Source organism: Sphaerisporangium sp. NPDC005289, assembly GCF_040607455.1.
In the GTDB taxonomy this organism is placed as follows: Bacteria; Actinomycetota; Actinomycetes; order Streptosporangiales; family Streptosporangiaceae; genus Sphaerisporangium; species Sphaerisporangium rhizosphaerae.
The window spans coordinates 22,536-44,718 of record NZ_JBEXGS010000040.1 but is presented as its reverse complement, the minus strand read 5'-3'; the positions used below and the strand labels follow the sequence as shown (position 1 = coordinate 44,718).

22 protein-coding genes are annotated in these 22,183 nt (G+C 70.6%); 8 read left to right on the top strand and 14 right to left on the bottom strand.

Going from position 1 to position 22,183, the window contains the following annotated elements; genetic code table 11:
- The 4 genes from ABZT47_RS39090 to ABZT47_RS39075 all read right to left on the bottom strand — a co-directional run.
- Positions 1-210 (bottom strand): hypothetical protein (locus ABZT47_RS39090; RefSeq protein WP_354853456.1); only part of this gene is annotated, 210 nt, incomplete at its 3' end.
- A 1-nt stretch (position 211) separates the two neighbouring features.
- Entirely contained in the window at positions 212-1,873 is a 1,662-nt protein-coding gene (gene kdpA / locus ABZT47_RS39085) for a potassium-transporting ATPase subunit KdpA (RefSeq protein ID WP_354853453.1), read from the bottom strand.
- The gene (locus ABZT47_RS39080) at positions 1,873-1,962 is read right to left on the bottom strand and encodes a potassium-transporting ATPase subunit F (protein WP_354853450.1); all 90 of its coding nucleotides are present in this window, start codon (positions 1,960-1,962) and stop codon (positions 1,873-1,875) included. The genes kdpA and ABZT47_RS39080 overlap by 1 nt, the downstream gene beginning before the upstream one ends.
- Positions 1,963-2,353: 391 nt before the next feature.
- Positions 2,354-3,499 carry an acyl-CoA dehydrogenase family protein gene (locus ABZT47_RS39075; protein ID WP_354853447.1) on the bottom strand — a complete coding sequence of 382 codons (1,146 nt, stop codon included), beginning with the start codon at positions 3,497-3,499 and terminating at the stop codon, positions 2,354-2,356.
- Positions 3,500-3,707: 208 nt separating this feature from the next.
- Between ABZT47_RS39075 and ABZT47_RS39070 the strand changes: the two genes are divergently transcribed.
- Together ABZT47_RS39070 and ABZT47_RS39065 are read left to right on the top strand one after the other, a co-directional pair.
- Positions 3,708-5,048: a hypothetical protein gene (locus tag ABZT47_RS39070; RefSeq protein ID WP_354853444.1), complete on the top strand. Its 1,341-nt coding sequence runs from the start codon at positions 3,708-3,710 to the stop codon at positions 5,046-5,048.
- 59 nt (positions 5,049-5,107) lie between these two features.
- Positions 5,108-5,959, top strand: a complete 852-nt coding sequence (locus ABZT47_RS39065) for a class F sortase (RefSeq protein ID WP_354853441.1) — start codon at positions 5,108-5,110, stop codon at positions 5,957-5,959.
- 40 nt (positions 5,960-5,999) lie between these two features.
- Here the strand turns inward: ABZT47_RS39065 and ABZT47_RS39060 are convergent, their stop codons facing one another.
- Positions 6,000-7,283: an alpha/beta fold hydrolase gene (locus ABZT47_RS39060; RefSeq protein ID WP_354853438.1), complete on the bottom strand. Its 1,284-nt coding sequence runs from the start codon at positions 7,281-7,283 to the stop codon at positions 6,000-6,002.
- A 238-nt stretch (positions 7,284-7,521) separates the two neighbouring features.
- Here ABZT47_RS39060 and ABZT47_RS39055 point away from each other — a divergent pair, with 238 nt between their 5' ends.
- Entirely contained in the window at positions 7,522-8,487 is a 966-nt protein-coding gene (locus ABZT47_RS39055) for a DUF4142 domain-containing protein (RefSeq protein ID WP_354853435.1), read from the top strand.
- Between the two features lie 173 nt (positions 8,488-8,660).
- On the opposite strand, the gene ABZT47_RS39050 is transcribed toward ABZT47_RS39055, so the two are convergent.
- Both ABZT47_RS39050 and ABZT47_RS39045 read right to left on the bottom strand, forming a co-directional pair.
- Positions 8,661-10,733, bottom strand: a complete 2,073-nt coding sequence (locus ABZT47_RS39050) for an NACHT domain-containing protein (RefSeq protein WP_354853432.1) — start codon at positions 10,731-10,733, stop codon at positions 8,661-8,663.
- A 226-nt stretch (positions 10,734-10,959) separates the two neighbouring features.
- On the bottom strand, positions 10,960-11,169 hold the full coding sequence (locus tag ABZT47_RS39045; RefSeq protein ID WP_354853429.1) for a hypothetical protein: 210 nt from the start codon (positions 11,167-11,169) through the stop codon (positions 10,960-10,962).
- A 296-nt stretch (positions 11,170-11,465) separates the two neighbouring features.
- On the opposite strand from ABZT47_RS39045, the gene ABZT47_RS39040 reads away from it, so the two are divergent.
- Complete coding sequence (locus ABZT47_RS39040) at positions 11,466-12,416, top strand: phosphotransferase (protein ID WP_354853426.1); 951 nt, start codon at positions 11,466-11,468, stop codon at positions 12,414-12,416.
- Positions 12,417-12,567: 151 nt separating this feature from the next.
- On the opposite strand, the gene ABZT47_RS39035 is transcribed toward ABZT47_RS39040, so the two are convergent.
- Positions 12,568-12,960 (bottom strand): MerR family transcriptional regulator, encoded by a 393-nt coding sequence (locus ABZT47_RS39035; RefSeq protein WP_354853423.1) that lies wholly within the window; start codon positions 12,958-12,960, stop codon positions 12,568-12,570.
- A 56-nt stretch (positions 12,961-13,016) separates the two neighbouring features.
- On the opposite strand from ABZT47_RS39035, the gene ABZT47_RS39030 reads away from it, so the two are divergent.
- Positions 13,017-13,994 carry an oxidoreductase gene (locus tag ABZT47_RS39030; RefSeq protein ID WP_354853420.1) on the top strand — a complete coding sequence of 326 codons (978 nt, stop codon included), beginning with the start codon at positions 13,017-13,019 and terminating at the stop codon, positions 13,992-13,994.
- Between the two features lie 113 nt (positions 13,995-14,107).
- On the opposite strand, the gene ABZT47_RS39025 is transcribed toward ABZT47_RS39030, so the two are convergent.
- On the bottom strand, positions 14,108-14,962 hold the full coding sequence (locus tag ABZT47_RS39025; RefSeq protein WP_354853417.1) for a dienelactone hydrolase family protein: 855 nt from the start codon (positions 14,960-14,962) through the stop codon (positions 14,108-14,110).
- Between the two features lie 58 nt (positions 14,963-15,020).
- Here ABZT47_RS39025 and ABZT47_RS39020 point away from each other — a divergent pair, with 58 nt between their 5' ends.
- Positions 15,021-15,887 (top strand): LysR family transcriptional regulator, encoded by an 867-nt coding sequence (locus ABZT47_RS39020; protein ID WP_354853414.1) that lies wholly within the window; start codon positions 15,021-15,023, stop codon positions 15,885-15,887.
- A gap of 101 nt (positions 15,888-15,988) precedes the next feature.
- On the opposite strand, the gene ABZT47_RS39015 is transcribed toward ABZT47_RS39020, so the two are convergent.
- Positions 15,989-16,708, bottom strand: coding sequence for a TetR/AcrR family transcriptional regulator C-terminal domain-containing protein (locus tag ABZT47_RS39015; RefSeq protein WP_354853411.1), 720 nt, complete (start codon positions 16,706-16,708; stop codon positions 15,989-15,991).
- Between the two features lie 54 nt (positions 16,709-16,762).
- Here ABZT47_RS39015 and ABZT47_RS39010 point away from each other — a divergent pair, with 54 nt between their 5' ends.
- Entirely contained in the window at positions 16,763-17,839 is a 1,077-nt protein-coding gene (locus ABZT47_RS39010) for a hypothetical protein (protein ID WP_354853408.1), read from the top strand.
- A gap of 121 nt (positions 17,840-17,960) precedes the next feature.
- Here the strand turns inward: ABZT47_RS39010 and ABZT47_RS39005 are convergent, their stop codons facing one another.
- From ABZT47_RS39005 to ABZT47_RS38995, 3 genes are read right to left on the bottom strand one after another with little or no spacing between them, the layout of a single operon-like run.
- Positions 17,961-18,734, bottom strand: coding sequence for an ABC transporter permease (locus tag ABZT47_RS39005; protein WP_354853406.1), 774 nt, complete (start codon positions 18,732-18,734; stop codon positions 17,961-17,963).
- The gene (locus tag ABZT47_RS39000; protein WP_354853404.1) at positions 18,731-19,669 is read right to left on the bottom strand and encodes an ATP-binding cassette domain-containing protein; all 939 of its coding nucleotides are present in this window, start codon (positions 19,667-19,669) and stop codon (positions 18,731-18,733) included. The genes ABZT47_RS39005 and ABZT47_RS39000 overlap by 4 nt, the downstream gene beginning before the upstream one ends.
- A gap of 26 nt (positions 19,670-19,695) precedes the next feature.
- Positions 19,696-20,364, bottom strand: coding sequence for a DUF4097 family beta strand repeat-containing protein (locus tag ABZT47_RS38995; protein ID WP_354853402.1), 669 nt, complete (start codon positions 20,362-20,364; stop codon positions 19,696-19,698).
- Positions 20,365-20,585: 221 nt separating this feature from the next.
- On the opposite strand from ABZT47_RS38995, the gene ABZT47_RS38990 reads away from it, so the two are divergent.
- Entirely contained in the window at positions 20,586-21,320 is a 735-nt protein-coding gene (locus ABZT47_RS38990) for a helix-turn-helix domain-containing protein (RefSeq protein WP_354853400.1), read from the top strand.
- Positions 21,321-21,744: 424 nt separating this feature from the next.
- Here the strand turns inward: ABZT47_RS38990 and ABZT47_RS38985 are convergent, their stop codons facing one another.
- Positions 21,745-22,161, bottom strand: coding sequence for an ATP-binding protein (locus ABZT47_RS38985; protein WP_354853398.1), 417 nt, complete (start codon positions 22,159-22,161; stop codon positions 21,745-21,747).
- Between the last annotated feature and the right edge of the window lie 22 nt (positions 22,162-22,183).

Here is a 22,183-nt window from a genome sequence, read left to right as displayed (position 1 = left end):
GCCGGTCACCGCCAGCACGGTGGTGAACACCGCCCCGGCCTCCACGATGAACATCACCGGGTTACGCCACAACGTCACCGGATTCAGCTTGCGCACCGCGTCCGGCAGCGCCGCCACCAGGCGCCGGGGGTCGAACGGGCCGCCGCCGGATCGGCCGTTTTCTGCGGAGCGGCGCGGACGGACCGGGCTGCCGAGCGTGCGATCGGACATGTCAGGACAGCCCTTCCGCGAGCGGCCCGAGCGCCAGGGCGGGGAGGAAGGTGAGCGCGACGAGGATGACGGTCACGCCGACGACCATGCCGACGAACTGCGGCCGGTGGGTGGGCAGCGTGCCCGCCGACGCCGGCACCGGCGCCTGCCCGGCCAGCGACCCGGCCAGGGCCAGCACGAAGACGATCGGCAGGAACCGGCCGAACGCCATGCACAACCCGAGGACGGTGTCGTACCAGGGAGTGCCGGCGTTCAGCCCGGCGAACGCCGAGCCGTTGTTGCTGGAGGCGCTGGTGAACGCGTAGAGCACCTCCGACAGGCCGTGGGGACCCGAGTTGAGCATGCTCGCCCGCTCGGCCGGCGAACCCATCGCCAGGGCGGTGCCGACGAGCACCAGCACCGGCGTGGTCAGGAAGTACATCGAGGCCAGCTTGACCTCGCGCGACCCGATCTTCTTGCCCAGGTACTCCGGAGTGCGGCCGACCATCAGTCCGGCCACGAACACCGTGATCACCGCCAGCACCAGCATGCCGTACAGGCCCGCGCCGACTCCGCCGGGCGCGACCTCGCCCAGCATCATGTTCACAATCGTCATCATCCCGCCCAGCGGCGTGAACGAGTCGTGCGCCGAGTCGACGGCTCCCGTGCTGGTCAGGGTGGTCGCGGCGGCGAAGGTCGCCGAGTCCGGCACGCCGAACCTCACCTCCTTCCCCTCCAGGGCCGCGCCCACCGCCCGGGGCACGGTCGCGCCCCCGGACAGTTCGAACGCGGTGGTCAGCGCGACGCTCGCCAGCGCGATCACGGCCATCACGGCGAGGATCGCCCGCCCCTGGCGGACCTGGCCGACCATCCGGCCGAAGGTGCGCGGCAGCGCGAACGGGATCAGCAGGAGCAGCAGGATCTCGACCCAGTTCGTCCAGCTCGTGGGGTTCTCGAACGGGTGGGCGGAGTTGACGTTGAAGAAGCCGCCGCCGTTGGTGCCGAGCTCCTTGATCGCCTCCTGGCTCGCCACCGGCCCGCCCGGGATGAGCTGCGCGCCGCCGGCGAGCGTGGCGACCTCGTGCGGCCCGGACAGGTTCTGCACCACACCGCCCGCCGCGAGGACGAGCGCGGCGGCGAAGGCGATCGGCAGCAGGACGCGCATCGTGCCGCGCACCAGGTCCACCCAGAAGTTGCCCACGTGTTCGGTGCGGCTGCGCGCGAACCCGCGCACCAGGGCCATCGCCACGGCCATCCCGACCGCCGCCGACCCGAAGTTCTGCACCGCCAGCCCGGCCATCTGCACCAGATGGCCCATCGTCGACTCACCCGAGTACGCCTGCCAGTCGGTGTTGGTGACGAAGCTGACCGCCGTGTTCCAGGCGACGTGATCGGGCACCGGTGGCCGGCCCAGGCTGAGCAGCAGCCTGTCCTGGAGACGCTGGAAGGCGTACAGGAACAGGACCGACACCGCCGAGAACGCCAGCACGGCGCGGGCGTAGCCGGTCCAGTTCTGCTCGGCGCCGGGGCGCACGCCGATCAGCCGGTACACCCCGCGCTCGGCTGCGCTGTGCCTGGACCCGGTGTAGACGCGGTACATGTAGTCGCCCAGCGGGCGGTGCGTCAGCGCGAGGGCGACGGCGAGGGAGCAGACGAACACGGCGCCCGCCGTCGCGGTGCCCATCAGAACCGCTCCGGGAACAGCAGGGCGGCGACCATGAACAGCACCAGGACGGCGGCCACCGCCAGTCCGGCGGCGTTCACGGCGTTCACAGCCGCTCCACCCCGCGCACGACCAGTCCGACGATCGCGAACACCACGATCGTCAGGGCCACGAAGCCGACGTCGGCCATCGCCACTCCTCGCAATCCCGCAAGACGCCTCCCAGGGCCCGGCAGGGGCCGCAGGACGAGACAATCGCGATGCTTGGCGTGGTTGACGCGTTTTGACGGATTCCATACGCGGTCAGGCCGAGTATTGGCGCCCGCCATACGCCTCCATCGCCGACCCGCACCTGAGCCGGTGGGCGCGGGGCCCGCCGGCTCAGGGCTTCGAGTGAGGCGCTTCGGCTCGACCTCGGTTCAGAAGCGCCGATTCAGGAGCGTCGTTCCCGGGGGTCGGTTCCGGGGCGTCGTTCCCGGGGGTCGGTTCCGGGACGTCGGGTTCAGAAGCCGAAGGAGCGGCCGATGATCTCCTTCATGATCTCGGTGGTGCCGCCGTAGATGGTCTGGACGCGGCTGTCCATCCACGCCTTGGCCACCGGGTACTCGACCATGTAGCCGTAGCCGCCGTGCAGTTGCAGGCAGCGGTCGATGACCTTGTGCTGGAGCTCGGTCGTCCACCATTTGGCCTTGGCCGCGTCCACGACCGTGAGCTCTTTGGCGTTCAGCGCGCGGATGCACTTGTCCACGTAGTGCCGGGCGATCTCCACCTCGGTGGACAGCTCGGCGATGACGAAGCGGGTGTTCTGGAACTTGCCGATGTTCCGGCCGAACGCCTGGCGGGACTTGCAGTACTCGATGGTCGTCTCCAGCACCGCCTCCGCCGCCGCGACCGCCGCCACCGCGATCGACAGGCGTTCCTGCGGGAGGTTCACCATGAGCTGGATGAAGCCCTGACCCTCCTCCTCGCCGAGCCGGTTGGCCACCGGGACGCGGACGTTCTCGAAGAACAGCTCGGCGGTGTCCTGGGCGTGCATGCCGATCTTCTCCAGGTTGCGCCCCCGGGAGAAGCCCTCCATGCCGCGTTCGACGACCATCAGGGTGGTGCCGCGCGCCCCCGCCGCCGGGTCGGTCTTGGTGACCACGACGACCAGGTCGGAGTTGACGCCGTTGGTGATGAACGTCTTCTGGCCGTTGACGATGTAGTGGTCGCCGTCGCGGACCGCCGTCGTCTTGATGCCCTGCAGGTCGCTCCCCGCGCCCGGCTCGGTCATGCCGATGGCGGTGATCAGCTCGCCGGAGGCGAAGCCGGGGAGCCAGCGCTGCTTCTGCTCGTCGTTGGTGAGATCGACCATGTACGGCGCCATGATGTCGTTGTGCAGGCCGAACCCGAGCCCGGTCGCGCCGAACCTCATGATCTCTTCGACGATGACCGCGTTGAAGCGGAAGTCGGAGATGCCCGAGCCTCCGTACTCCTCGGGGACCGAGAAGCCGAACATGCCGAGCTCGCCGGCCTTCTTCCACACCTCTCGCGGGACGATGCCGTCCTTCTCCCACTGCTCGTGGTGGGGGACGACCTCGCGCGTCATGAACTCGCGCACGGTCTCACGGAAGAGCAGATGCTCCTCCTCGAAGAGGTCTCGCTGCATTCGCTTCCTCCTTGGGGTTACCGCACCAGAATACGATTCTGGTCATCGCCGGACCCGGGGGACCCCGCACGGTCGAGGGGCGTTCCCCTACGTCACAAATCAGCCACTTTCTGCAGTGTTACTCCTGCATAAGCCCGCCGTAAGCCCGCAGAGTCATACGATCTACCTCCGGCTGCCTGTCGGCCTGGACGCGTGATCGGAGGCGATCGTGAACGGCTGGGCTCCCAAGCTCCGCAGATCCCTGGCAGCGGCGGCTTTGGTCGCGTGCGCGGGCGCCGTTGCCCTCCCGGTGGCCCCCGGAAACGCCGACACCGGTTATCACCATTACCCGTACACCTGTATAAACGGTGCCTTCATTCCCCGTGGGGGGCCACAGCCCATTCAGGTGGAAATCGCCATCCCCAAGACCGTCCGTGTAGGCGAGCGGATCGCCGTGGACTGGACGATGACCGCTTCCCCGCTGGTGTCGTCCAACCACTTCCCGGCGGGTGGTCGGCTCTCGGCGACCGCCACCGTCGACGTGGGTGGCCTGTGGCAGGGCAAGCTCGACTCGACGGGCACCAAGGAACAGGCGGAGTTGCAACCGGGTGGTCGGCTGGAGATGCCGACGGCGATCTCGGGGTCGGTGTCCACCACCAAAGAGGGCAAGCTGTACATCATTCCCCGGCTTCTCACCCTGACGTTCACACCCCCCGCGAGCACCGTCCGCGTCAACGACAGCGATGCTGCCCCGCACAACGGCGACCCCCACCAGCACGGCCCGATCGTCTATAAAGGCAACTGGTTCTATGCCGGTGATCGCGCGCAGTACGGTGACTATGAGAACGATCTTCACGCGACGAAGGATCAGAATGACACCGCCGAGGTGAAGTTCCTCGGCAACCGCATCAAGTACATCGGCGAGCGGGTCGAGACTGTGGGCAAGGTGGCCGTCTACGTCGATGGTGTGAGGGAATCGGTCGACATCGACGCCGAGGACCCCGCTCCCCAGGACAAGCCAAAGGCTCAGCAGGTGTTGTGGTCGAAGGATCTCCCCTACGGCGACCATACGGTCAAGTTTCAGAATCTGGCTGAGCCCGGGACCCACATGGCGGTCGACGCCTTCGAGTTCACCACCACCGAGTTGGCGAGTCCTCCTTCGATGTTCTCGGCGGTGTGCTACTACGAGGGTGAGCCGGCCACTGTCACGGTCGACGTGTTGCCGGCCGCGAACGGCGGGTCGAACGGCGGGAACGACGGTAACAGCAGTGGGAATCAGCACATCAGCGATGGGGATGACTCGGCTCGCGGGGTGATCGTGTTGTCGGGGGGTGGCTCGGGGCACGGAGCGCCGACCGAGACGGCCAGTCCGACACCCAAGGCGTCCAAGACCTCCAAGGCCCGCTCGACCCCCCAGGTGCGGGTGACCCCCAGAGGTGGTGCGCACACCGGTGAGGCCCCGGAACAGGATCCGAGGCCCGGTGCCTTCATCGCATACGGCTCCGTGCTGCTGCTCGGCAGTGTGGCGGGCGGTCTCGTGCTGAGACGCCGCCGGGGAAGGGCGGCTTGAGCGGGACGTTACCGCCGGCGCCGGAGGGCGAGGAGCCTCGGCGCGGGCGGTGGAAGGGCATGCTGGCTCCGGTCCTGGTGACGGCCGGTTCCCTGGCGGGCATCGGGGCCGTGATGGCCGGCCTGCTGGCGTACCTGTCGCCGACGGAGAACGCCGCGTCCAGCTCCGGGCCGACGCCGATCGTGGCCCAGATGTTCCCGGCCGACGATGCCAACGGCGCGCCCGGCTCTGATGCAGGGCAGCAGGCCACGGCCGGGACGTCCACGATGGACCAAACCTCTACAGGAACTCCGACAGGAACCTCGACGGGTGTCTCAGCGGTGGACGCGGCGTCCACGGCGGTGGGTACGGCGACGGTCGGCCCCGGTGGAGTGAACGCGCCCCTGGTCGAGGCCGCGCCGGCCGCCTCGCCGCCGGCTCCGGTGGCCGCGCCGGTGAAGGCGTTGCGCAAGTCGGTGCCGACCCGGGTCCGCGTCCCGAGCATCGGCGTGGACGCGGCGCTCGTGTCCGTCGGGGTGGACAGGAACGGTGAGATCGAGGTGCCCCCGCTGAGCAGGCCGAAGCTGGCGGGTTGGTACCGGCTGGGACCGGCTCCGGGCGAGATGGGCCCGGCGGTGATCCTCGGCCATGTGAACACCCGCGGCGGCCCCGCCGTGTTCAGCCGCCTGCGCGAGCTGAAACGCGGCGACACGATCACGGTGGTCCGCGCGGACGGCTCGACGGCGCGGTTCACGGTGGACGGGGCCGAGCAGGCGAGCAAGAACCGGTTCCCGACCAAGCGCGTCTACGGGCACGTGGACCGCCCGAGTCTGCGCCTGATCACCTGCGGCGGCGTGTTCAACGCCAAGGCGCACAGCTACACCGACAACATCATCGTCTACGCCACCCTCTCCGCCGCCACCCGCCGCTGAGCGGCGAGGCGCCGGCGCCCGGCCCTCAGCGAGCGGTCCGCTACCAGGCGGGCGAGAGCAGGCGGTCGAGAACCGTCCGGCTGCCGGCACGCAGGCCGTCGTGTTCGTACTCGTTGGTGATCCACGGCCGCAGGCCCTTGATCGTGCGGGCCGTGTCCAGGGACAGCTCCCGGGCGACGTACATGTCGTTGTAGTAGACCGCCGCCGATACCGGCACCGTGTTGGCCTCCAGGCGGGCGACGTCGTACAGCGCCGGCCACGACGGGCGCTCGGCGAGAAGGTGCGCCGTCTCGCGCAGCGGCCGCAGGATGGGATCGGTGTCGAACATCCAGGGGTAGATCGTCTCCCCGGTGAACAGCAGGGGCCCGTCACCGTCGAGGGCGGCGGCGGGAGCGAATCCGGGGAACTCGTCGCGGACGCGCTGTGCCGACCAGCCGGTGGCGCCCTCGCCCTGCGCGTAGGTCGCCTCGTGGATGAGCGCGTACAGCGGGGCTCCCGCGGTCCAGGCCAGCTCGGCCTCCACCTCGACCAGGAAGCCGTCCCTCAGATCATCGCCGCCGGCGAAGGGGTCCTCCAGCAGGTAGTGCAGGCGCCGGCTGCCGGTGCTGCCGCCGAGCAGGTTGCCCAGCGTCTGGAACAGCTCCACGGTCAGGGGCCGGCCGTTCGAGAGCAGCACCTCGCCGTCGCGCAGGTGCCTCGCGACGCGCACGGCGCGTTCGACGTCCTCGGGGTAGCGTTCGTAGTGCGCCGTGTTCTTGGCCTCCACCTGCGGATACAGGGCGCGGTACACCTCGTCGGCCCGGGCCCCCAGGCCGGGCAGGCCGCCGGTGACGAACGCCTCCGCCAGGCCCTGCGGGGCGAAGGACAGATAGGTCACCGTGCAGAATCCGCCGAAGCTCTGACCCAGGACGCTCCACGGCTGGTCGCCGATGAGCGTACGGCGGATCAGTTCGGCGTCCCGGACGATGGAGTCGGCGCGAAAGTGCGTCAGGTGCTCCGCCTGGACGCTCGGCGGGCCCAGGCGCGGCAGGCTGCGCCGGTCGAGCGGCGTGGAGCGGCCGGTGCCCCGCTGGTCGAGCAGCAGCACGCGGTAGTCCTCCATGGCGCGCTCCAGCCAGCCCTCCCCGCCGAGTGGACGCGGGGAGGAGAAGCCGGGACCGCCGTTCAGGTACAGCAGCCACGGCAGGTCCTCGGCCCGCCTGCCGCCCGCCCGCACCTCCCGCGCGTACACCTGGATCCGCTCGCCCTCGGGACGGTCGTGGTCCAGGGGGACGGTGAAGACGTGGTCGGCGAACACCGTGTCGGAGCGGTGGGGCGAGATCATGACGTCGATCCTATTCAGGCCGTTCGCCCTGGACGCAGGGCGTTCGGTTCGGCGTCCCCCGCTCCGCCTGAGCGGGTTCGTGTCGTGCTCCGGCGCGACCCTCTGTTCGCGGCTGAGTAGAAACTCGTTCCAATCGCATCGAACCACTCACGCGAACCGCCCGTAGCTCCGCATGAACGGCCACCGTCGTTGTGACGATGGATCGCAATTCCCCAGGGGGAGAAGGGATCGGGTACAGATGCGACGCGCACGTATCGCCTCGGTCGCCACCGTGGTTCTCAGCCTCGTCGTTCTTCAGACGACCACGGCCTGCTCCAGGATCTTCGGCGAGCCGATCGCGGGCGCAACGGATCCCGCGCCCAGCGCCGTGCCGGCGGAGGAGTTGGCGAGAGGGCTTCTCGCGTCGGCGGCGGCCGCCGAGCCCGACGCCGACGCTTCCGGCTCCTCGGCGCAGGCGACCAATGACGGCGCGGCCCCGGCGGGCGCGGCCGTTCCGACGGACGGGGCGGCGCCTACGGACGCGGCGCCGACGGACGCGGCGCCCACGGCCGCGGCAGCGCAGGACGCGGCGGCGCAAGACGCGGCGGCGCAAGACGCGGCGGCGCAGGGGACGGTGTCGACGCCGTGGGGTCCGTTGAGTCCGGCGGACCGCGATCTGGTGGTCAAGGTACGTCTGGCCGGCCTCTGGGAGATCCCGACGGGAAGGCAGGCCGCGAAACGCGCTTTCCGGGCCGTCACCAGGAAGAACCTGGGGGAGATCGCCCGGCAGCACGAACTTCTGGACGCCGAGGTCCGGGAGGTGGCGGAGGAACTGCGTGTGCCGCTGCCCGATGAGCCCAACGACGACCAGAAGGGATGGATGGCCGAGATCTCCGCCAAGAAGGGACTCGCCTACGACCAGACGGCCGTCATGCGTCTGCGGATGGCGCACGGAAAGATCTTCCCCGCCATCGGCGCGGTCCGGGCCTCCACCCGTAACACCCTGATCCGCGGCTTCGCCGAGAGCGCGGCGAAGTTCGTGAACACCCACATGGGCCTGCTGGAGGGCACCGGCCTGGCAGGAGACCACGCCCTTCCCCCCGCCCCCACGCCGAGCCCGGCTCCTCCTCTCACGGTCCCCGAGGACGAACCCGCCCCGAGCGCGCCCCCCGCGACCTCCCTGCTCGACGGCACGAAGGAGAGCCACCACTCCACCGGCGGCTGACGACCGGCGTGGTGGTCGGGTGCGGCCGCCTCAGGACCCGGCGACCTGATCACCTGGCGACCCGGGCACCTTGCGACCGGGCAGCCTGACGGCCCGGCGACCTGACGGCCCGGCGACCTGGCGGCCCGGCGACCTGGCGGCCCGGCCGCCTCGCCCTCTCCGCAGGACGGTGGTCAGCGCGGACGGTCCGGCGGGCGGTCCTCCGTGCTCGTGACCTGGGGCACGGAGTGCGCGGCCAGGTAGTCCTGCAGTTCGCGGTGCCGGAACTGGTACCCGATGCCCGCCACCCGCATCAGCCCCGCCCCGGCGGCCCAGTGCAGTAACCGACCCAGCCGCCACGGCAACCACGCGGAGCTCCACCGCCGCGTACACATCAGCAACGCCACGTACCGCACCCCAGCGGGCCCGAGGCCGAGTCCGAGCCCGAGCGTGACCGTGAGTCCGACCACGAGCCTGGCCCCGAGTCCGACGGCGAGCCCGGCGAAGAGCCCTACGACGAGACCGGCGATGATATCGTCGCGCACCAGGTCACGGGGATCTGTCACGCCCGCCGTCCCGGTTATGAGCAGCTCGATCGCGAGCCCGATCATGAACCCGCTGAGGAGCCCGCTCAGGAGCCCGCCGGCGAACCAGTCCGAGAGCCCGACCACCACCTCGAGCATGAACCCGACCACCCCCCCGAGCGCGAGCCCGACCCCGAGCCAGCCCGCGATGGTGCGGCGCGCGGCACGCGTTCTCAAGCGGCGCAGGTCGAAGCGTTCGGGTTGATGCCAGATCGTGCGCCCACCAGAGATCGTTGTCCCCAGCGCTCCGAGGACCAGCATGGTGGAAATGATCAGCTGATCGATCGATAGTGGGCTGAGGAGTTGGGTGAGCGTGGCCGGGCCCCCGATCAGCCAGATGGCGGCGGGGAAGGCGGCGGTGAGCAGGCGGGGGCGGGAGCCGGCCAGGGGCCATAGTTCGTGCAGCACGATGTCGGTGCCTGAGAGGGCCCGTCCGCCCAGGGTGCGGCCGGTTGCGGCGTTCGTGTCCAGGTAGCCGGCCAGCGTCGCCAGCCATCGGTGCACCCGCTCGGCGTCGGCGCGGCCCGGTGGTGGGTCGAGCGCGACGGCCGCCGGGATGAACGATCCCAGCAGGTGATCGCGCACCGCTACAGCGGTGTGCAGCCGCATATCGGTCAACTCGGCGGGGTCGCGCACGAACGCCCCGGTGCCGGGGACACGCTGTTCGTAGACGATGGCGGCCAGGGTGAGCCGCCACGGGGTGGACAGAGCGGTGGCGAGCGGACCGCCCGGCGCCCGTCGGATGGCCTGCAACACCGGCTCCCAGCGGGCCACGTCGTCCACCCGGCCGTCGAGGAACGCGCGGGCCTGGCGGCCGTCGACCGGGGCGATCTCCACCCGGGCGGCGTCCTGCACCCAGACCAGCAGTTCCTGCAGTGCCCGGTACTGGGCGGTCCGGCAGGTCAGCACCACCGCCCCCTTGCCGCGCACGTCCTGGTAGGCGTTGATCGCGCGCAGCACCCGTCCGGCCCGCGAGTCGTACCCGGGCTCGGCCGCGGCGTCCATCTCGTCTAGGCCGTCGATCACCGGCACCACCAGCCGGGCCGAGACCAACTCTTGTGCCACCACGCGCCTTACCCGATAGACCTGTGTCAGGTGGCTCGACAACCAGCGCTCGATCACCTGGGGTCCGCTCAGCTCGGTGTCCAGCGACGCGGCCGAGATCCGTACCGGCACCCGCTCATCCGGCCGGCGCTGTTCGAGCAACCCTAGGATCAGCTCCACGGCCAGCACCGTCTTGCCGGCGCCGGGCGCCCCGGTGATGACCATCCGCTGCGGCGACAGGCCGCGGTAGTACTCCACCACCTCGGTGAGGCGGCTGCGCCGCCCGGCGCCTTCGGCGTGGTGAGCGGGAGCCTTTTCCAGGACGAATCGCACATCGATGGGCTTGTCAGGCGTGCCCAGCAACCGTCGGCGTGCCATCCGCTCGCTGTCCAGGACGGCACCGGCCAGCCGGGCCGCGGCGTCCTCCAGGGTCTCCTGCGATCGTGCCGCGCGCACGCTCATCCACGCCGAGAACGCGCTGACCGCCAGGTTCAGCAGACTGATGACCACGCTGACCGGATCGAACTGCCCCGGGGTCGAGCGCGGAGCCACGCGCCAGGCGACCATCGCGGCCACGCCCAACGCCACCAGCGCGACCGCTCCCCATGCCCACGCCGCGCCGCGCCCGCCGGTCCTCATGGCTCAGATGATGACCTAACCGACATGCCGCTCACCGTAGGCGTCAACGCACCGAAATCAATCTGTTGCACACCGCGATCAGGTGGGCGTGTGGACGCGGGCCGTGTGTCGGGACGGTGCTCTCCCGCGACTCCGCGACGGCTTATGTCGGCGTGCGGCGGCCGCTGACGATAATGCGATGGAGCGCTGATCCGGGGGAGTGCGCTTCCCCCGGATCAGCGCTCACTCAGACGGCGGCCAGGCTGAACCGCTGATTCTCGGAGTCGATCGCGAGGATCCGGGCCGAGACGCGGGTGCCGACGGGCCACGATCGCCCATGGGCGAGACCGGTGAAGCCGTCGGACTCGACGAACGAACCGAACGGCACTTCCTTGGTCACCACGCCCTCGATGATGTCACCGACCTGGTGACCGGCGAGGAAGGACTGCCAGCTCATGTATGTCACCTCCTTTCGTCACGAGTGGCTGTGCGCGCTTCTCGTGACGCGGCGGGCCTCTCGCCCGCGGGGTGATCAAGCGGCGGCCGGGCGCCCGTTCTGTGTGCGGCGCGTGGCCGACCCGGCAGTCATGGATCGATGGTAGCGACTCAGGTGTGACTCCGGAACCTCGCGGCAGGCTGGTTCCAGGACGATCGCGAGCCCTTGACGGCCCGGGAAAGGCTCATGGACGGTTCGCGTGCGACGCCGTCATTCCCTTCGTGCCAGGGGTCGGCGCCGAATGGTTGACTGGGCCGATGCAACCCGAGGAGATCCACCGCATCGCCACCGCGCTGGGCGGCGCGGTGGCCGGCACGTCCAACCTGGCCGGCGGGTTCTCCCACGAGACGACCCTGCTCACGCTGGCCGACCGCCAGGTCGTCGCCCGCCTCGGCGGGCCGGACCCCGCCATCGAGGCCGCCGTCATGGCCGCGGCCCGCCGTCACGTCCCCGTTCCCGAGGTGCTGCTCCTCCTGCCCGCCGAGGACGGCGACCAGGGCGCCCGCCCGGCCATGGTGCTGGAACACGTGCCCGGCACGCCGCTCGACCACGTGCTCTTCGGCGCCGAGCACGACCAGGCCGCCCTGGGTGACCTCGGCGCCGAGGTTGGACGCGTCGTGGCCGCCGTCAGCGCCGTGAGGTTCGAGCGCCCGGGCTTCTTCGCCGACGAGCACCTCACCGTCCGTCCCGGGAGCCCGTGGTCGCAGCAGCTCCCCGAGTTCGCCGAGACGTGCATGGCCGCCACCCCGAACGCCCGCCTCGACCTGGCCACCCGGCGGGCCTGGGCCGGACTGTGCGCCGCCCACGCGCCCGCGCTCGCCGGCGTCGACGGGCAGGCCCGGCTGGTGCACGCCGACGTCAATCCCAAGAACATTCTGGTCACCCGTACACGATCCGGCGGCTGGCGCGTGGACGCCCTTCTGGACTGGGAGTTCGGCTACTCCGGATGCCCGTACGGCGACGCGGCCAACATGGTCCGGTTCGGCGCCGGATATCCGGACGGTTTCCTCGACGGCTTCCGCGCGGCCTTCGCCCGTCACCAGCCCGCCGATCTTCCGCTCGCCGAGGACTGGCTCTACCTTGGGCGGGTTCTGGACATGTTCGCGCTGAGTGACCTGGTCACCCGCCCCGCCGGGCATCCCGTCGCAGACCAGGCGGCGGAGCGCGTCAGGCGCTGGGTCCGCGAAGGCGTACCCACCTCCGTCTGACCGCGGTATCGCGGCTGACCCCGGTATCGCGGCTGACCCCGGTATCGCGGCCCGGAGGCGGACGGCCGGCGGACCACGTGACGAGGAACCGAAGAGATGATCGACCTGATTCGGAGCCCGCCGCCTTGGTTCGGGTCTTGGGCGGGTGCGGTCACCAGGGGTCTCCGGAGGCGCCGGCGGCGAGGTGCTTCTCGTAGCTCGCCACCTTGGTGTCGATGAGGTCGAGGCAGTCGTGCAGCCGCGCGAGTTGCTCGGCGACGCGCAGCCGGTGCGCGCGGAGCAGCTCAAGCCGTTCCGCCTCGTTGCCACTGCCGGCACGGACGAGCTCGGCCAGGCGGCCGATCGTGGCCAGGGGCATGCCGGAGGCCCGGAACTTGACGCAGTTGGCCAGCCACTCGACGTCCCAGTCGCTGTAGACCCGCCGGCCCCTGTCGTCGCGCCGCACCTCGCCGGTGAGCAGGCCTTCACGCTCGTACAGGCGCAGGGCGTGGACGCTGAGCCCGATGCGCTTCGCCACCTCGCCGATGCTCAGATCGTTCCGCATGGTGTCGAACGTATCTCGTTGACCTATACCTCGGTCTAGCATCTAGCGTTCGCGGCATGAACAGTCACGAGACCGTCGGCGTGACCCCCCGTCCATCAGGAGCGGCCGGCACCGCTGACGACGTCCTCTTCGGAATCGATCTCAGCGGCAGGACGGCGGTGGTCACGGGAGGTCACTCCGGTCTGGGGCTGGCCGCCACCCGCGCGCTCGCGCGCGCCGGAGCCCGGGTCGTGGTTCCGGCCCGCAGGCCCGAGCAGGCGCGTCAGGCGCTGACCGGCGTGGACGAAATCGAGGTCGACCAGGTCGATCTCGCCGACCTCGCCTCCGTCCGGGCCTTCGCGGAACGCTTCCGGCGCGGGCACGACACCCTGGACATGCTGATCGCCAACGCCGGGATCATGGCCTGCCCGGAGACCCGGGTGGGGCCCGGCTGGGAGGCGCAGTTCGCCACCAACCATCTGGGCCATTACGCGCTGACCAACCTGCTGTGGCCCGCGCTCAAGGCGGCCGGAACGGCCCGCGTCGTCGCGGTCTCCTCCGGATACGACCCCGGCTGGCGCATCCGCTGGGAGGACGTGCACTTCACGCACGGCTACGACAAGTGGGCCGCCTACGCCCAGTCCAAGCTCGCGAATATCCTGTTCGCCCGCCACCTCGACCGGCTGGGCGGACCGCACGGCGTCCGGGCCTTTTCGGTGAACCCGGGATGGATCCGCACCCCCCTGCAACGACACCTCACCGTCGAGGAGATGGTCGCCGCCGGCTGGCTCGACGCCGACGGTGTTCCGGCCCCGGGTCTGTTCACGACGCCCGAGCGAGGTGCGGCGACCATGGTGTGGGCCGCTGCTTCGCCCGAGCTCGACGGGCACGGCGGCGACTACTGCGCCGGTTGCCGCATCGTCGAAGGCGGTCCGGCGGACAGGGATGAGCCGAGCGACGCGCCGGGCGACGAGACGAGCGATGAGCCGGGCGATGAGGCGGGGCGTCTCTGGGCGCTCTCGGCCGGACTCACGGGCCTCGATCTCATCTCCTGAGCCACCGCCGCGCGGGAGAGGCCGGAGAGCGGCTACCAGGTGGGCGAGAGCAGGCGTCGAGGACCCGGTGACCCGCCTCGTGTCGTTGATCGTCTACTGCGTTCGTCGGTGGCTCACGCTTGCGGAAGGGCGTGCCCGAGTTCGGCCGTCAAGTTCTGCTCGATGAGCTTCCAGGCATGCTCGGCGGCGGCCGCGTGGAAGGTGGGCGCGCTCGGGGACAGGAACGCGTGCGAGGCGCCGGGGAGCACGGCCATCTCGTACCGGACGCCTTCGGCCCGCAGACGCGCCTCGATGATCGCGCGCTGCTCCTCGGTGATCAGATGGTCGTCCGCGCCGAGGATGACGACGATCCGCCCGGTGATGCCGCCGCTGAGCTCGACGGTCGGCTCGGGCCTGCTGATCGGGATGTCGGTGCCGGTCAGCCAGCCCGCGTACAGCACGACGGTGACGGTCAGGGGGAGCTGGGTGGCCGCGTAGTAGGCCAGGTGACCTCCCATGCTGAGCCCGACCATGCCGACCGGGCCCGCGGCGCCCGCGTGCCGGCGCAGGTACTGCTGGGCAGCGCGCACGTCGTTGAGCACGCCGGCGCGGGTCAGCTCGCCCATCAGCGCGAAGCCGCGCGCACGGCCCTCCTCGTCGGCGTTCAGCTCCACCCCTGTCTCCTCCGATCGGTGGAAGAAGTCGGGGGCGATCACGGCGTACCCGAGGGCGGCGATCCGGTCGGCGACCGCGCGGATGTCCAGGGTCACACCGAACAGTTGATGGGCCACGATGACTCCCGGGTGAGCGCCCGGTGAGCGCGGGAGGGCGAGGTAGGCGCCCATGACGCCGTCTCCGACCCGCAGCTCGACGCGCCTGCCGTGGGTCTGTTCCATGTACTCCGACATCCGCCGGTACCTGCTTCCTTCGTCCGATGCCCCCGTGCCGTTGCGCGGGACGACGCGTAGATCGTCACCCACTGCCGACATGGGCATCCAATAGGAAGACCACCCTGCCGGTATCAGAATGCTGATACGTGTGGGTGCTGTGAGCGTCTCTCTCGATCTGCTGCGGACCTTCCTCGCCGTGTACCGGTCAGGTTCGGTGACCCGCGCCGCCGGGTTGCTCGGCCTTTCGCAACCGGCCGTCACCGGGCACATCAAGGCGCTGGAGCAGGCGCTGGAACGGCCGCTGTTCGACCGCGTGCCACGCGGCATGGCCCCGACCGCCGCGGCCGACCGGCTCGCCCGCCGCGTCGCCGTCCCCCTCGACTCGCTGGAGGAGCTGGTGCTGGGCGATCCCGGCGGCCCGGCCGAGGTGTTCGGCCGCGTCGTCCACCTCGGAGGTCCGGCCGAGCTGACCTGTGCCCGCGTGCTCCCCTGCCTCGCTCCGATGATCACGGCGGGGCTGCAACTGCGCGTCACCCTCGGCCTGCCCGACAGGTTGCTGAGCGAGCTGGCCGAAGGCGCCCTCGACCTGGTCGTCTCCACCCTGCGGCCCCGCCGCCGGGGCCTGGTCGTCGAGCCGCTGTGCGACGAGGACTTCGTCCTGGTCGCGGCCGCCGGCTGGGAGGGGGAGGGGCTGGATCGGGCGCCCCTCATCGCCTATGGCGAGAACCTGCCGATCCTGCGCCGCTACTGGCGTACCGTCTTCGACACCCGTCTCACCCGCGCCCCGGCGGTGGTCGTCCCCGACCTGCGCGGCGTGCTGGCCGCCGTCGTGGCCGGAGCGGGCGTCACCGTTTTGCCCCGCTATCTGTGCGCGGACGAGCTCGCCGACGGCCGCCTCCGGTTGCTCCTCGACCCCGAGCTCGCGCCGATCAACACGTTGTTCCTGGTCTCCCGCGCCGGCGCCGCGAACCCGGCCGGGACCGCCGTGCGCCATCATCTCCTCCTCCAGGGCCGCACCTGGTGAGGGACGATCGTCCGCGCCGCGCCCGGCGGTCCGGCGTCATCTCGCCGGCCGGGCGGTGAGCTGGAACCCCTGCGGCGGCTCGCGACCAGCCCCCGCGTGCGTCATCCGCGCGATGGGCGAGGGCGGGACCGCCGGCCGACCGGCCGCCTGGCGGCGATTCCGTCCAGCAGGCAGTCCAGGCCGAGCTCGAACCGTCCATCCGCGGTGATGGGCGGCATGTCCTGGAGCCAGGAGTCGACCGAGTCGTTCGCCATCTCGCCCGCGTACGCCTGCAGGTCCTGCGTCGTGCCGATGCCGAACCGCTCGAGCATCGCGATCTCTCTGCTGACGCTCATCGCGGTGCCGGTCACGTAGTTGTCCAACAGCGATACGTAGGTGACGGCCGGTGTGAGCCCGGCGTTGTCGAGCACGGCCAGCATGAAGGCCGCCCGCCGCAGGGTCGTCGGCCCGAACGGTGGCCGGCTGTCCACCAGTTCGGCGTACCAGCGATGCCGGCCGATCATCCGCCACAGACTGGAGGCGACGCCGCGCAGGTCGCCGCGCCAGTCGTCGCCCGGTTCGGCGGGGACGTCGACCTCGGCCGACACCTCGTCCAGCATCAGGTCGACCAGGCCGTCCTTGTTGAGGACGTAGCGGTACAGCGACATCGGAGTCGACACGCCGAGCGCGCCGGCGACGGCGCGCATGGTCAGCCCCGCGACCCCTGCGGTGTCGGCGAGAGCGATGCCCGCGCGCACGATCTCCGCGCGCGTCAGCGCGTGCTTGCGGCCGGGCGGCTCGGGGTGGTGCCAGATCAGCCGTTCCGGGGAAGTGCTTGGCATTCTTGGAGTGTACTACGTATCATCACGTGTACAACGTACATTCTGGAGGCGTCGATGCAGCTCAGAGGGATCAACTACGACACGGGGTTCGGCGGCGCGGTCGGCGACCGGTCGCGGGTCGACTTCGACCCCGATGTGGTGCGGCGCGAACTGGAGATCATCGCGACGGACCTGCACTGCGACGCGGTCCGCATCAGCGGGGACGACCCTGACCGCATCGCACTGGCCGCGCACGCCGCCGTCGACGCGGGGCTGCGGGTGTGGTTCGCGCCGTTCCCGGTCGACCTGACGCCCGCGCGATTGCCGGCCTACTTCCAAGACTGCGCGGCCAGAGCCGAGGAGATCCGGACGCGCGATCCCGAGACCGTGCTCGTGCTGGGCTGTGAGATGTCGCTGTTCTGCGCCGGCTTCGTGCCGGGCGCGTACCTGATGGAACGCCTCCAGAACGCGATGAACCCGCAGGCATGGTCCGGCTTCTCGCCCGCCGCCGACTTCACCGAGGTGCTGCGCGGCGTCGCCGAGGTCGCGCGGACGCGCTTCGGCGGCAAGATCACCTATGCCTCGGGGGAGTGGGAGGACATCGACTGGTCGCATTTCGACTTCGCCGCGGTCGACCTGTACCGCTCGGCGGACAACGCCGCCGACTTCGCCGAACGCGTGCGGGCCTACCGTGCCCACGGGAAGCCCCTGGTGATCACCGAGTTCGGCTGCTGCGCCTACCGCGGCGCGGCCGAGGCCGGCGGAATGGGCTGGGCCATCGTCGACTACGCGGCCACACCCCGGGTGCTGAACGGCGAGTACGTCCGCGACGAGTCCGTTCAGGTGGCCTACTTCCACGAGCTGATGGACGTCTTCGAGGCCGAGGAAGTGCATGGCGCGTTCTGGTTCACCTTCGCCGGCTACGAGACCCGGTACGACCCCGACCCCAGGCGCGATCTCGACATGGCCGGCTACGGCACCGTCAGAGTCCTCAAAGAGCACGGAGGCGGTCGGTATCCCGACATGGCGTGGGAGCCGAAGGAGGTCTTCGACGCCATCGCGACCCGGTACGGCGCGCGGCCCGCTTCGCCGCCGGCGGGAGCGGCCGGCGCGGGTGGTCGACCGGGCCGGGCTTCAGTCCCGCCGCGGTGAGGTGCCCACGGTCGCCCGCTCGAGGACCGCACCGGCACGTCCTGCCGTGACAACCCATGCGCGATGCACTGAGGGCCGTCAGACCTGGTGGTCTGACGGCCCTGGCCGGCCGGTTCATCGATCAGGCCTTGTTGAAGGTCTTCTTGGCCCAGAGGTAGGAGAGTGCGGCGATGCCGGCGCACCAGGCGGTGGCGATGGCGCCGCTGTTGCCGATCGGGGTGCCGAGGAGGAGGCCGCGGACGGTCTCCATGATCGGGGTGAAGGGCTGGTACTCGGCGAACCAGCGCAGGACGGTGGGCATGGAGTCGGTGGGGACGAAGCCGCTGCCGAGGAAGGGCAGCAGGATCAGCGGCATCGGGGCGTTGCTGGCGGCCTCGGGGGTCGGGGACCGCAGGCCCAGGGCGACCGCAAGCCAGGTGACGGCCACCACGAACAGGGTGAGGATTCCGATGGCGGCCAGCCATTCGGCGGCGGTGGCGGTCGGGCGGAAGCCGATCGCCAGGGCGATGCCGATGAGGACGGCCATGCCGAGGAGCTGCTGGACGACGCTGCCGACGACGTGGCCGGTGAGCACCGACGCCCGGGAGATCCGCATGGTGCGGAAGCGGGCGATGATGCCCTCGGTCATGTCGGTGGCGACCATGACGGCGGTGCCGGTCGCGGCCGTTGCCGCCGCCATGAGCAGGATGCCGGGGACGACGTAGTTGACGTAGGCGTCACGGCCGCCGCCGAGTCCCGCGCCGAGGGTGCCGCCGAGGACGTACACGAACAGGAGCAGCAGGATCACGGGCGTGACGATCAGCTGCACGGTCATGGACGGGTAGCGGAGCAGGCGCTTGAGCTGACGCCGGATCATGGTGGAGGAGTCGCGCATGGCGAGGGTGAGGGTGCTCATCGGGTCGCTTCTTTCTTCTGGCCGGTGAGGGTGAGGAAGACGTCGTCGAGGTCGGGGGTGTGGACGCTCATGTCGGCGATGTCGATCGAGCCTTCGTCCAGGACGACGAGCAGTTCGCGGATCGCGCGGACGCCGCCGTCGCTCGGCACCTGCAAGGTGAGCGCCTCGGGGTCGGTGATCCCCGTGCCGATGAGCCGGCGAGCGGTGTCGAGCTGGTGGGTGTCGGCGAAGGTGAGCGCGATGTGGCCGCCGGGGATGCGCCGCTTGAGCTCGTCGGCGGTGCCTTCGGCGATCAGCCGTCCGTGGTCGAGCAGGGCGATGCGGTCGGCGAGCTCGTCGGCCTCCTCCAGGTACTGGGTGGTGAGGAAGATGGTGACGCCGCTCGCGACGAGTTCGCGCACGATCTGCCACATGGAGCGGCGGCTGCGCGGGTCGAGGCCGGTGGTGGGCTCGTCCAGGAAGATCAGGCGGGGGTCGCCGACCAGGGTCATCGCCAGGTCGAGCCGGCGTTGCATGCCGCCGGAGTAGGTTCCGGCCGGTTTGCGCGCCGCCTCGACCAGGTCGAAGCGGTCGAGCAGTTCGGCGGCCCTGCGCTTGCCGTCCCCGCGGGACAGGTGCTTGAGGTCGGCCATGAGGAGCAGGTTCTCCTCGCCGGTGAGCAGCTTGTCGACGGCCGAGTACTGGCCGGTGACGCCGATCGCCCCGCGCACGTCGTCGGGCCTGCGGGCCAGGTCGTGGCCGGCGACCTGGACGGTGCCGCCGTCGGCCGGGACCAGGGTGGACAGGATCTGGACGGTGGTGGTCTTGCCCGCGCCGTTCGGGCCGAGCAGGGAGAAGATCGTCGCTTCCGGGACGGTCAGGTCGATGCCGTCCAGGACGACCTTGTCGCCGTAGGACTTGCGCAGCCCGTTCGCCGCGATGGCCAGGTTGGTCATGATGGGAGCTCCTCGGAGGCCGTGGGTCACAGGCTGCGGGCGACGATGTCGCCGTAGGCGGTGGTCGCGTGGATGGTGAGCTGGGCGGCGGCGCCTTCGGTGTTCATGAGGGAGTTGTGGACGCGGCCGAAGGAGGTGCCGGCGTCCAGGGAGGCCGACACTCCGGCGGCGGCGCCGACCGACACCTCGCCGGCCTCGGTGCGCAGCACGACGGCGCCGCGCACGGCCTCGGCGACGCGGATGTCGCCCTTGCTGGTGCGGATCTCCGCCGGACCGTTGAGCCGGCCGACAGAGATGTCGCCGGCCAGGGTGGTGAGGCGGGCGCTCGCGGCCTCGTCGAGCTTGATCGAGGCCTGCTGGCCGTCGAAGGCGACGTCGCCGAGGCGGCCGACGCCCCGCAGCTCGACGCTCGCGGCCTTGACCTCGACCTGGGAACCGGCGGGCAGTTGGACGGTCACCTCGATGGAGCCGGAGTGGCCGAGGATCTGGTTCTTGGCCGAGGCCTCGATCCGCAGGACGCCGTCGCGGTACTCGACCTTGGTCTGCTCGGCCACCTTCACGTCGCGGCGGTCGGAGGCGTCCGCGGGCAGGACCTCCACCGCGGTGTCGGCCCGGTCGGCGGCGATGAACCGGACGCGCCCGGCGGGGATGTCAAGGACGGCGGAGATCGGGGCGGGGGTGTCGAAGGTCTGCATCGTGTGCTCCTGTGCTCGTTGTTTCTGACACCGGAAACGCTACGTTGCTTTCCAATTCACTGCAAGATAGTTGTTGCGAACAAGAGGTATATCTGCAGGTCATAGCCATAGAATCGTTGCAGTGGTCTTGCCGGGTAACGCAACAGCGGGCTTTCACTTGTTGCAATGGCTTGAGGGTGAACGCTATGGTGGAGGCATCCGGGAACACGAAGGAGATCACGATGCCGGGAGGCAGGCTCACTCAGCAGGACCGTCAGCAGATCGCGCTGGGGCTGGCCGACGGCCTCGCCTACGCGGAGATCGCCAGGGGTCTCGACCGTCCCACCTCCACGATCACGCGTGAGGTGATGCGCAACGGCGGTCCCACCGCCTACCGCGCCGAGCTGGCCCACCGCGCCACCGAGCGCCGCGCCCACCGGCGCACGCAGACCCCGCCTCCCGGGTCGCAGGCGCCCTCGCAGCCGCACGGACGCGAGGCCGAGGCCGTGCGCGAGTACGAGGAGACGCTCACCACCGTCTTCATGCAGTCGGGCCTGCCCAAGATGATGGCCCGGGTGCTGGCCTGCCTCTACACCACCGACGCCGGCAGCCTCACCACCGCGGAGCTCGTCCAGCGCCTCCAGGTCAGCCCGGCGTCCATCTCCAAGGCGATCACGTTCCTGGAGAGCCAGGACCTGGTCCGCCGCCGCCGCGACGAACGCCGCCGCGAACGGTACGTCGTCGACGACGAGCTCTGGTATCAGTCGATGATCGCCAGCGCCCAGGCCAACAACCGGGTCGTGGAGACCGCACGGCAGGGCGTCGGCGTCCTGGGCCCCGGCAGCCCGGCCGCCACCCGCCTGGAGAACATCGCCCGGTTCCTGGACTTCGTCACCGAGACCCTCATCCGCGCCGCCGACCAGGCCCGCGAGGTCCTCCACACCAAACCCGCAGCGCCCGAGCCCGACGACCAGTGATCAGAGGCCCGCTGGTCGACATCGCGACTTCACGAAGATCGGCGCGTTCGGCCGGCGCGGTATCGGTCATGGTCGACGCCGAGGTCCGCAGGTCCTTGCAGTGCTCCTACGAGCGCGGCGAGATGCCGGGGAAGCGGCGGCTCGTCGAGAGGCTCCTCGTTCGCCGTGGCCTCGTTGTCGAGCTCCATGGGTCGGACTCTCCTGTGTCGTGTGCGCGCGAGCTGGGTGGGCGGGCCGTGGTGGGTCCGCCCCCATGGGCCGCTGTCTCTGGCGTGCGGGCTCTCCCCGTGCCCCGTGCCCCCGTGTCGCGGGACGCGCGAGCTGGGTGGGCAGCCGCGCTGGACTCCCCACGGGCATGCGGGGTGGGGTCCTATGGATCCGCCGGTGACGCTTCAGCCGTACTGGCTGATGCGCTCATCTGCCTTCAGGCATGTGGCCAGGCGGCGAGTTGGAACCAGACGGACTTGCCGTAGGGGTGCAGATTCCAGCCCCATTTGTGCGACAGGCTCTCCACGATCGCGAGCCCCCGGCCGGAGGTCTCCATGGAGCCGGCGCTTCTCAGCTCCGGAATCGCGATGCACGAGTCGTAGACGTCCACGGTCATCAGCTCGCCGTCGCGGCCTACGGCGATTCGCACGGTGGCCGATGCGGCGGCCGGTGCGGCGAGATTCACCGCGCCGTGCGTGAGCGCGTTGGTGACGACCTCGGACGCCAGCAGTTCCGCGATTTCCGGCGTCTCTTCCGCCGCGCACCAGTCGAGGGCGACGTCCCGGACGAACCGTCGCGCGGAGGCGACGCATTTGCGGTCGCGCGGTATCCATTTCTGCCCCAGCAGAGCCACGGGTCCACCGGGCTCGTGAGCG

Bases quoted from the DNA above. Each gene is read 5' to 3' on its own strand.
- kdpA (WP_354853453.1), bottom strand. From the start codon at position 1,873: ATGGGCACCGCGACGGCGGGCGCCGTGTTCGTCTGCTCCCTCGCCGTC.
- ABZT47_RS39075 (WP_354853447.1), bottom strand. From the start codon at position 3,499: ATGCAGCGAGACCTCTTCGAGGAGGAGCATCTGCTCTTCCGTGAGACC.
- ABZT47_RS39065 (WP_354853441.1), top strand. From the start codon at position 5,108: ATGCTGGCTCCGGTCCTGGTGACGGCCGGTTCCCTGGCGGGCATCGGG.
- ABZT47_RS39060 (WP_354853438.1), bottom strand. From the start codon at position 7,283: ATGATCTCGCCCCACCGCTCCGACACGGTGTTCGCCGACCACGTCTTC.
- ABZT47_RS39055 (WP_354853435.1), top strand. From the start codon at position 7,522: ATGCGACGCGCACGTATCGCCTCGGTCGCCACCGTGGTTCTCAGCCTC.
- ABZT47_RS39050 (WP_354853432.1), bottom strand. From the start codon at position 10,733: ATGAGGACCGGCGGGCGCGGCGCGGCGTGGGCATGGGGAGCGGTCGCG.
- ABZT47_RS39045 (WP_354853429.1), bottom strand. From the start codon at position 11,169: ATGAGCTGGCAGTCCTTCCTCGCCGGTCACCAGGTCGGTGACATCATC.
- ABZT47_RS39040 (WP_354853426.1), top strand. From the start codon at position 11,466: ATGCAACCCGAGGAGATCCACCGCATCGCCACCGCGCTGGGCGGCGCG.
- ABZT47_RS39035 (WP_354853423.1), bottom strand. From the start codon at position 12,960: ATGCGGAACGATCTGAGCATCGGCGAGGTGGCGAAGCGCATCGGGCTC.
- ABZT47_RS39030 (WP_354853420.1), top strand. From the start codon at position 13,017: ATGAACAGTCACGAGACCGTCGGCGTGACCCCCCGTCCATCAGGAGCG.
- ABZT47_RS39025 (WP_354853417.1), bottom strand. From the start codon at position 14,962: ATGTCGGCAGTGGGTGACGATCTACGCGTCGTCCCGCGCAACGGCACG.
- ABZT47_RS39015 (WP_354853411.1), bottom strand. From the start codon at position 16,708: ATGCCAAGCACTTCCCCGGAACGGCTGATCTGGCACCACCCCGAGCCG.
- ABZT47_RS39010 (WP_354853408.1), top strand. From the start codon at position 16,763: ATGCAGCTCAGAGGGATCAACTACGACACGGGGTTCGGCGGCGCGGTC.
- ABZT47_RS39005 (WP_354853406.1), bottom strand. From the start codon at position 18,734: ATGAGCACCCTCACCCTCGCCATGCGCGACTCCTCCACCATGATCCGG.
- ABZT47_RS39000 (WP_354853404.1), bottom strand. From the start codon at position 19,669: ATGACCAACCTGGCCATCGCGGCGAACGGGCTGCGCAAGTCCTACGGC.
- ABZT47_RS38995 (WP_354853402.1), bottom strand. From the start codon at position 20,364: ATGCAGACCTTCGACACCCCCGCCCCGATCTCCGCCGTCCTTGACATC.
- ABZT47_RS38990 (WP_354853400.1), top strand. From the start codon at position 20,586: ATGCCGGGAGGCAGGCTCACTCAGCAGGACCGTCAGCAGATCGCGCTG.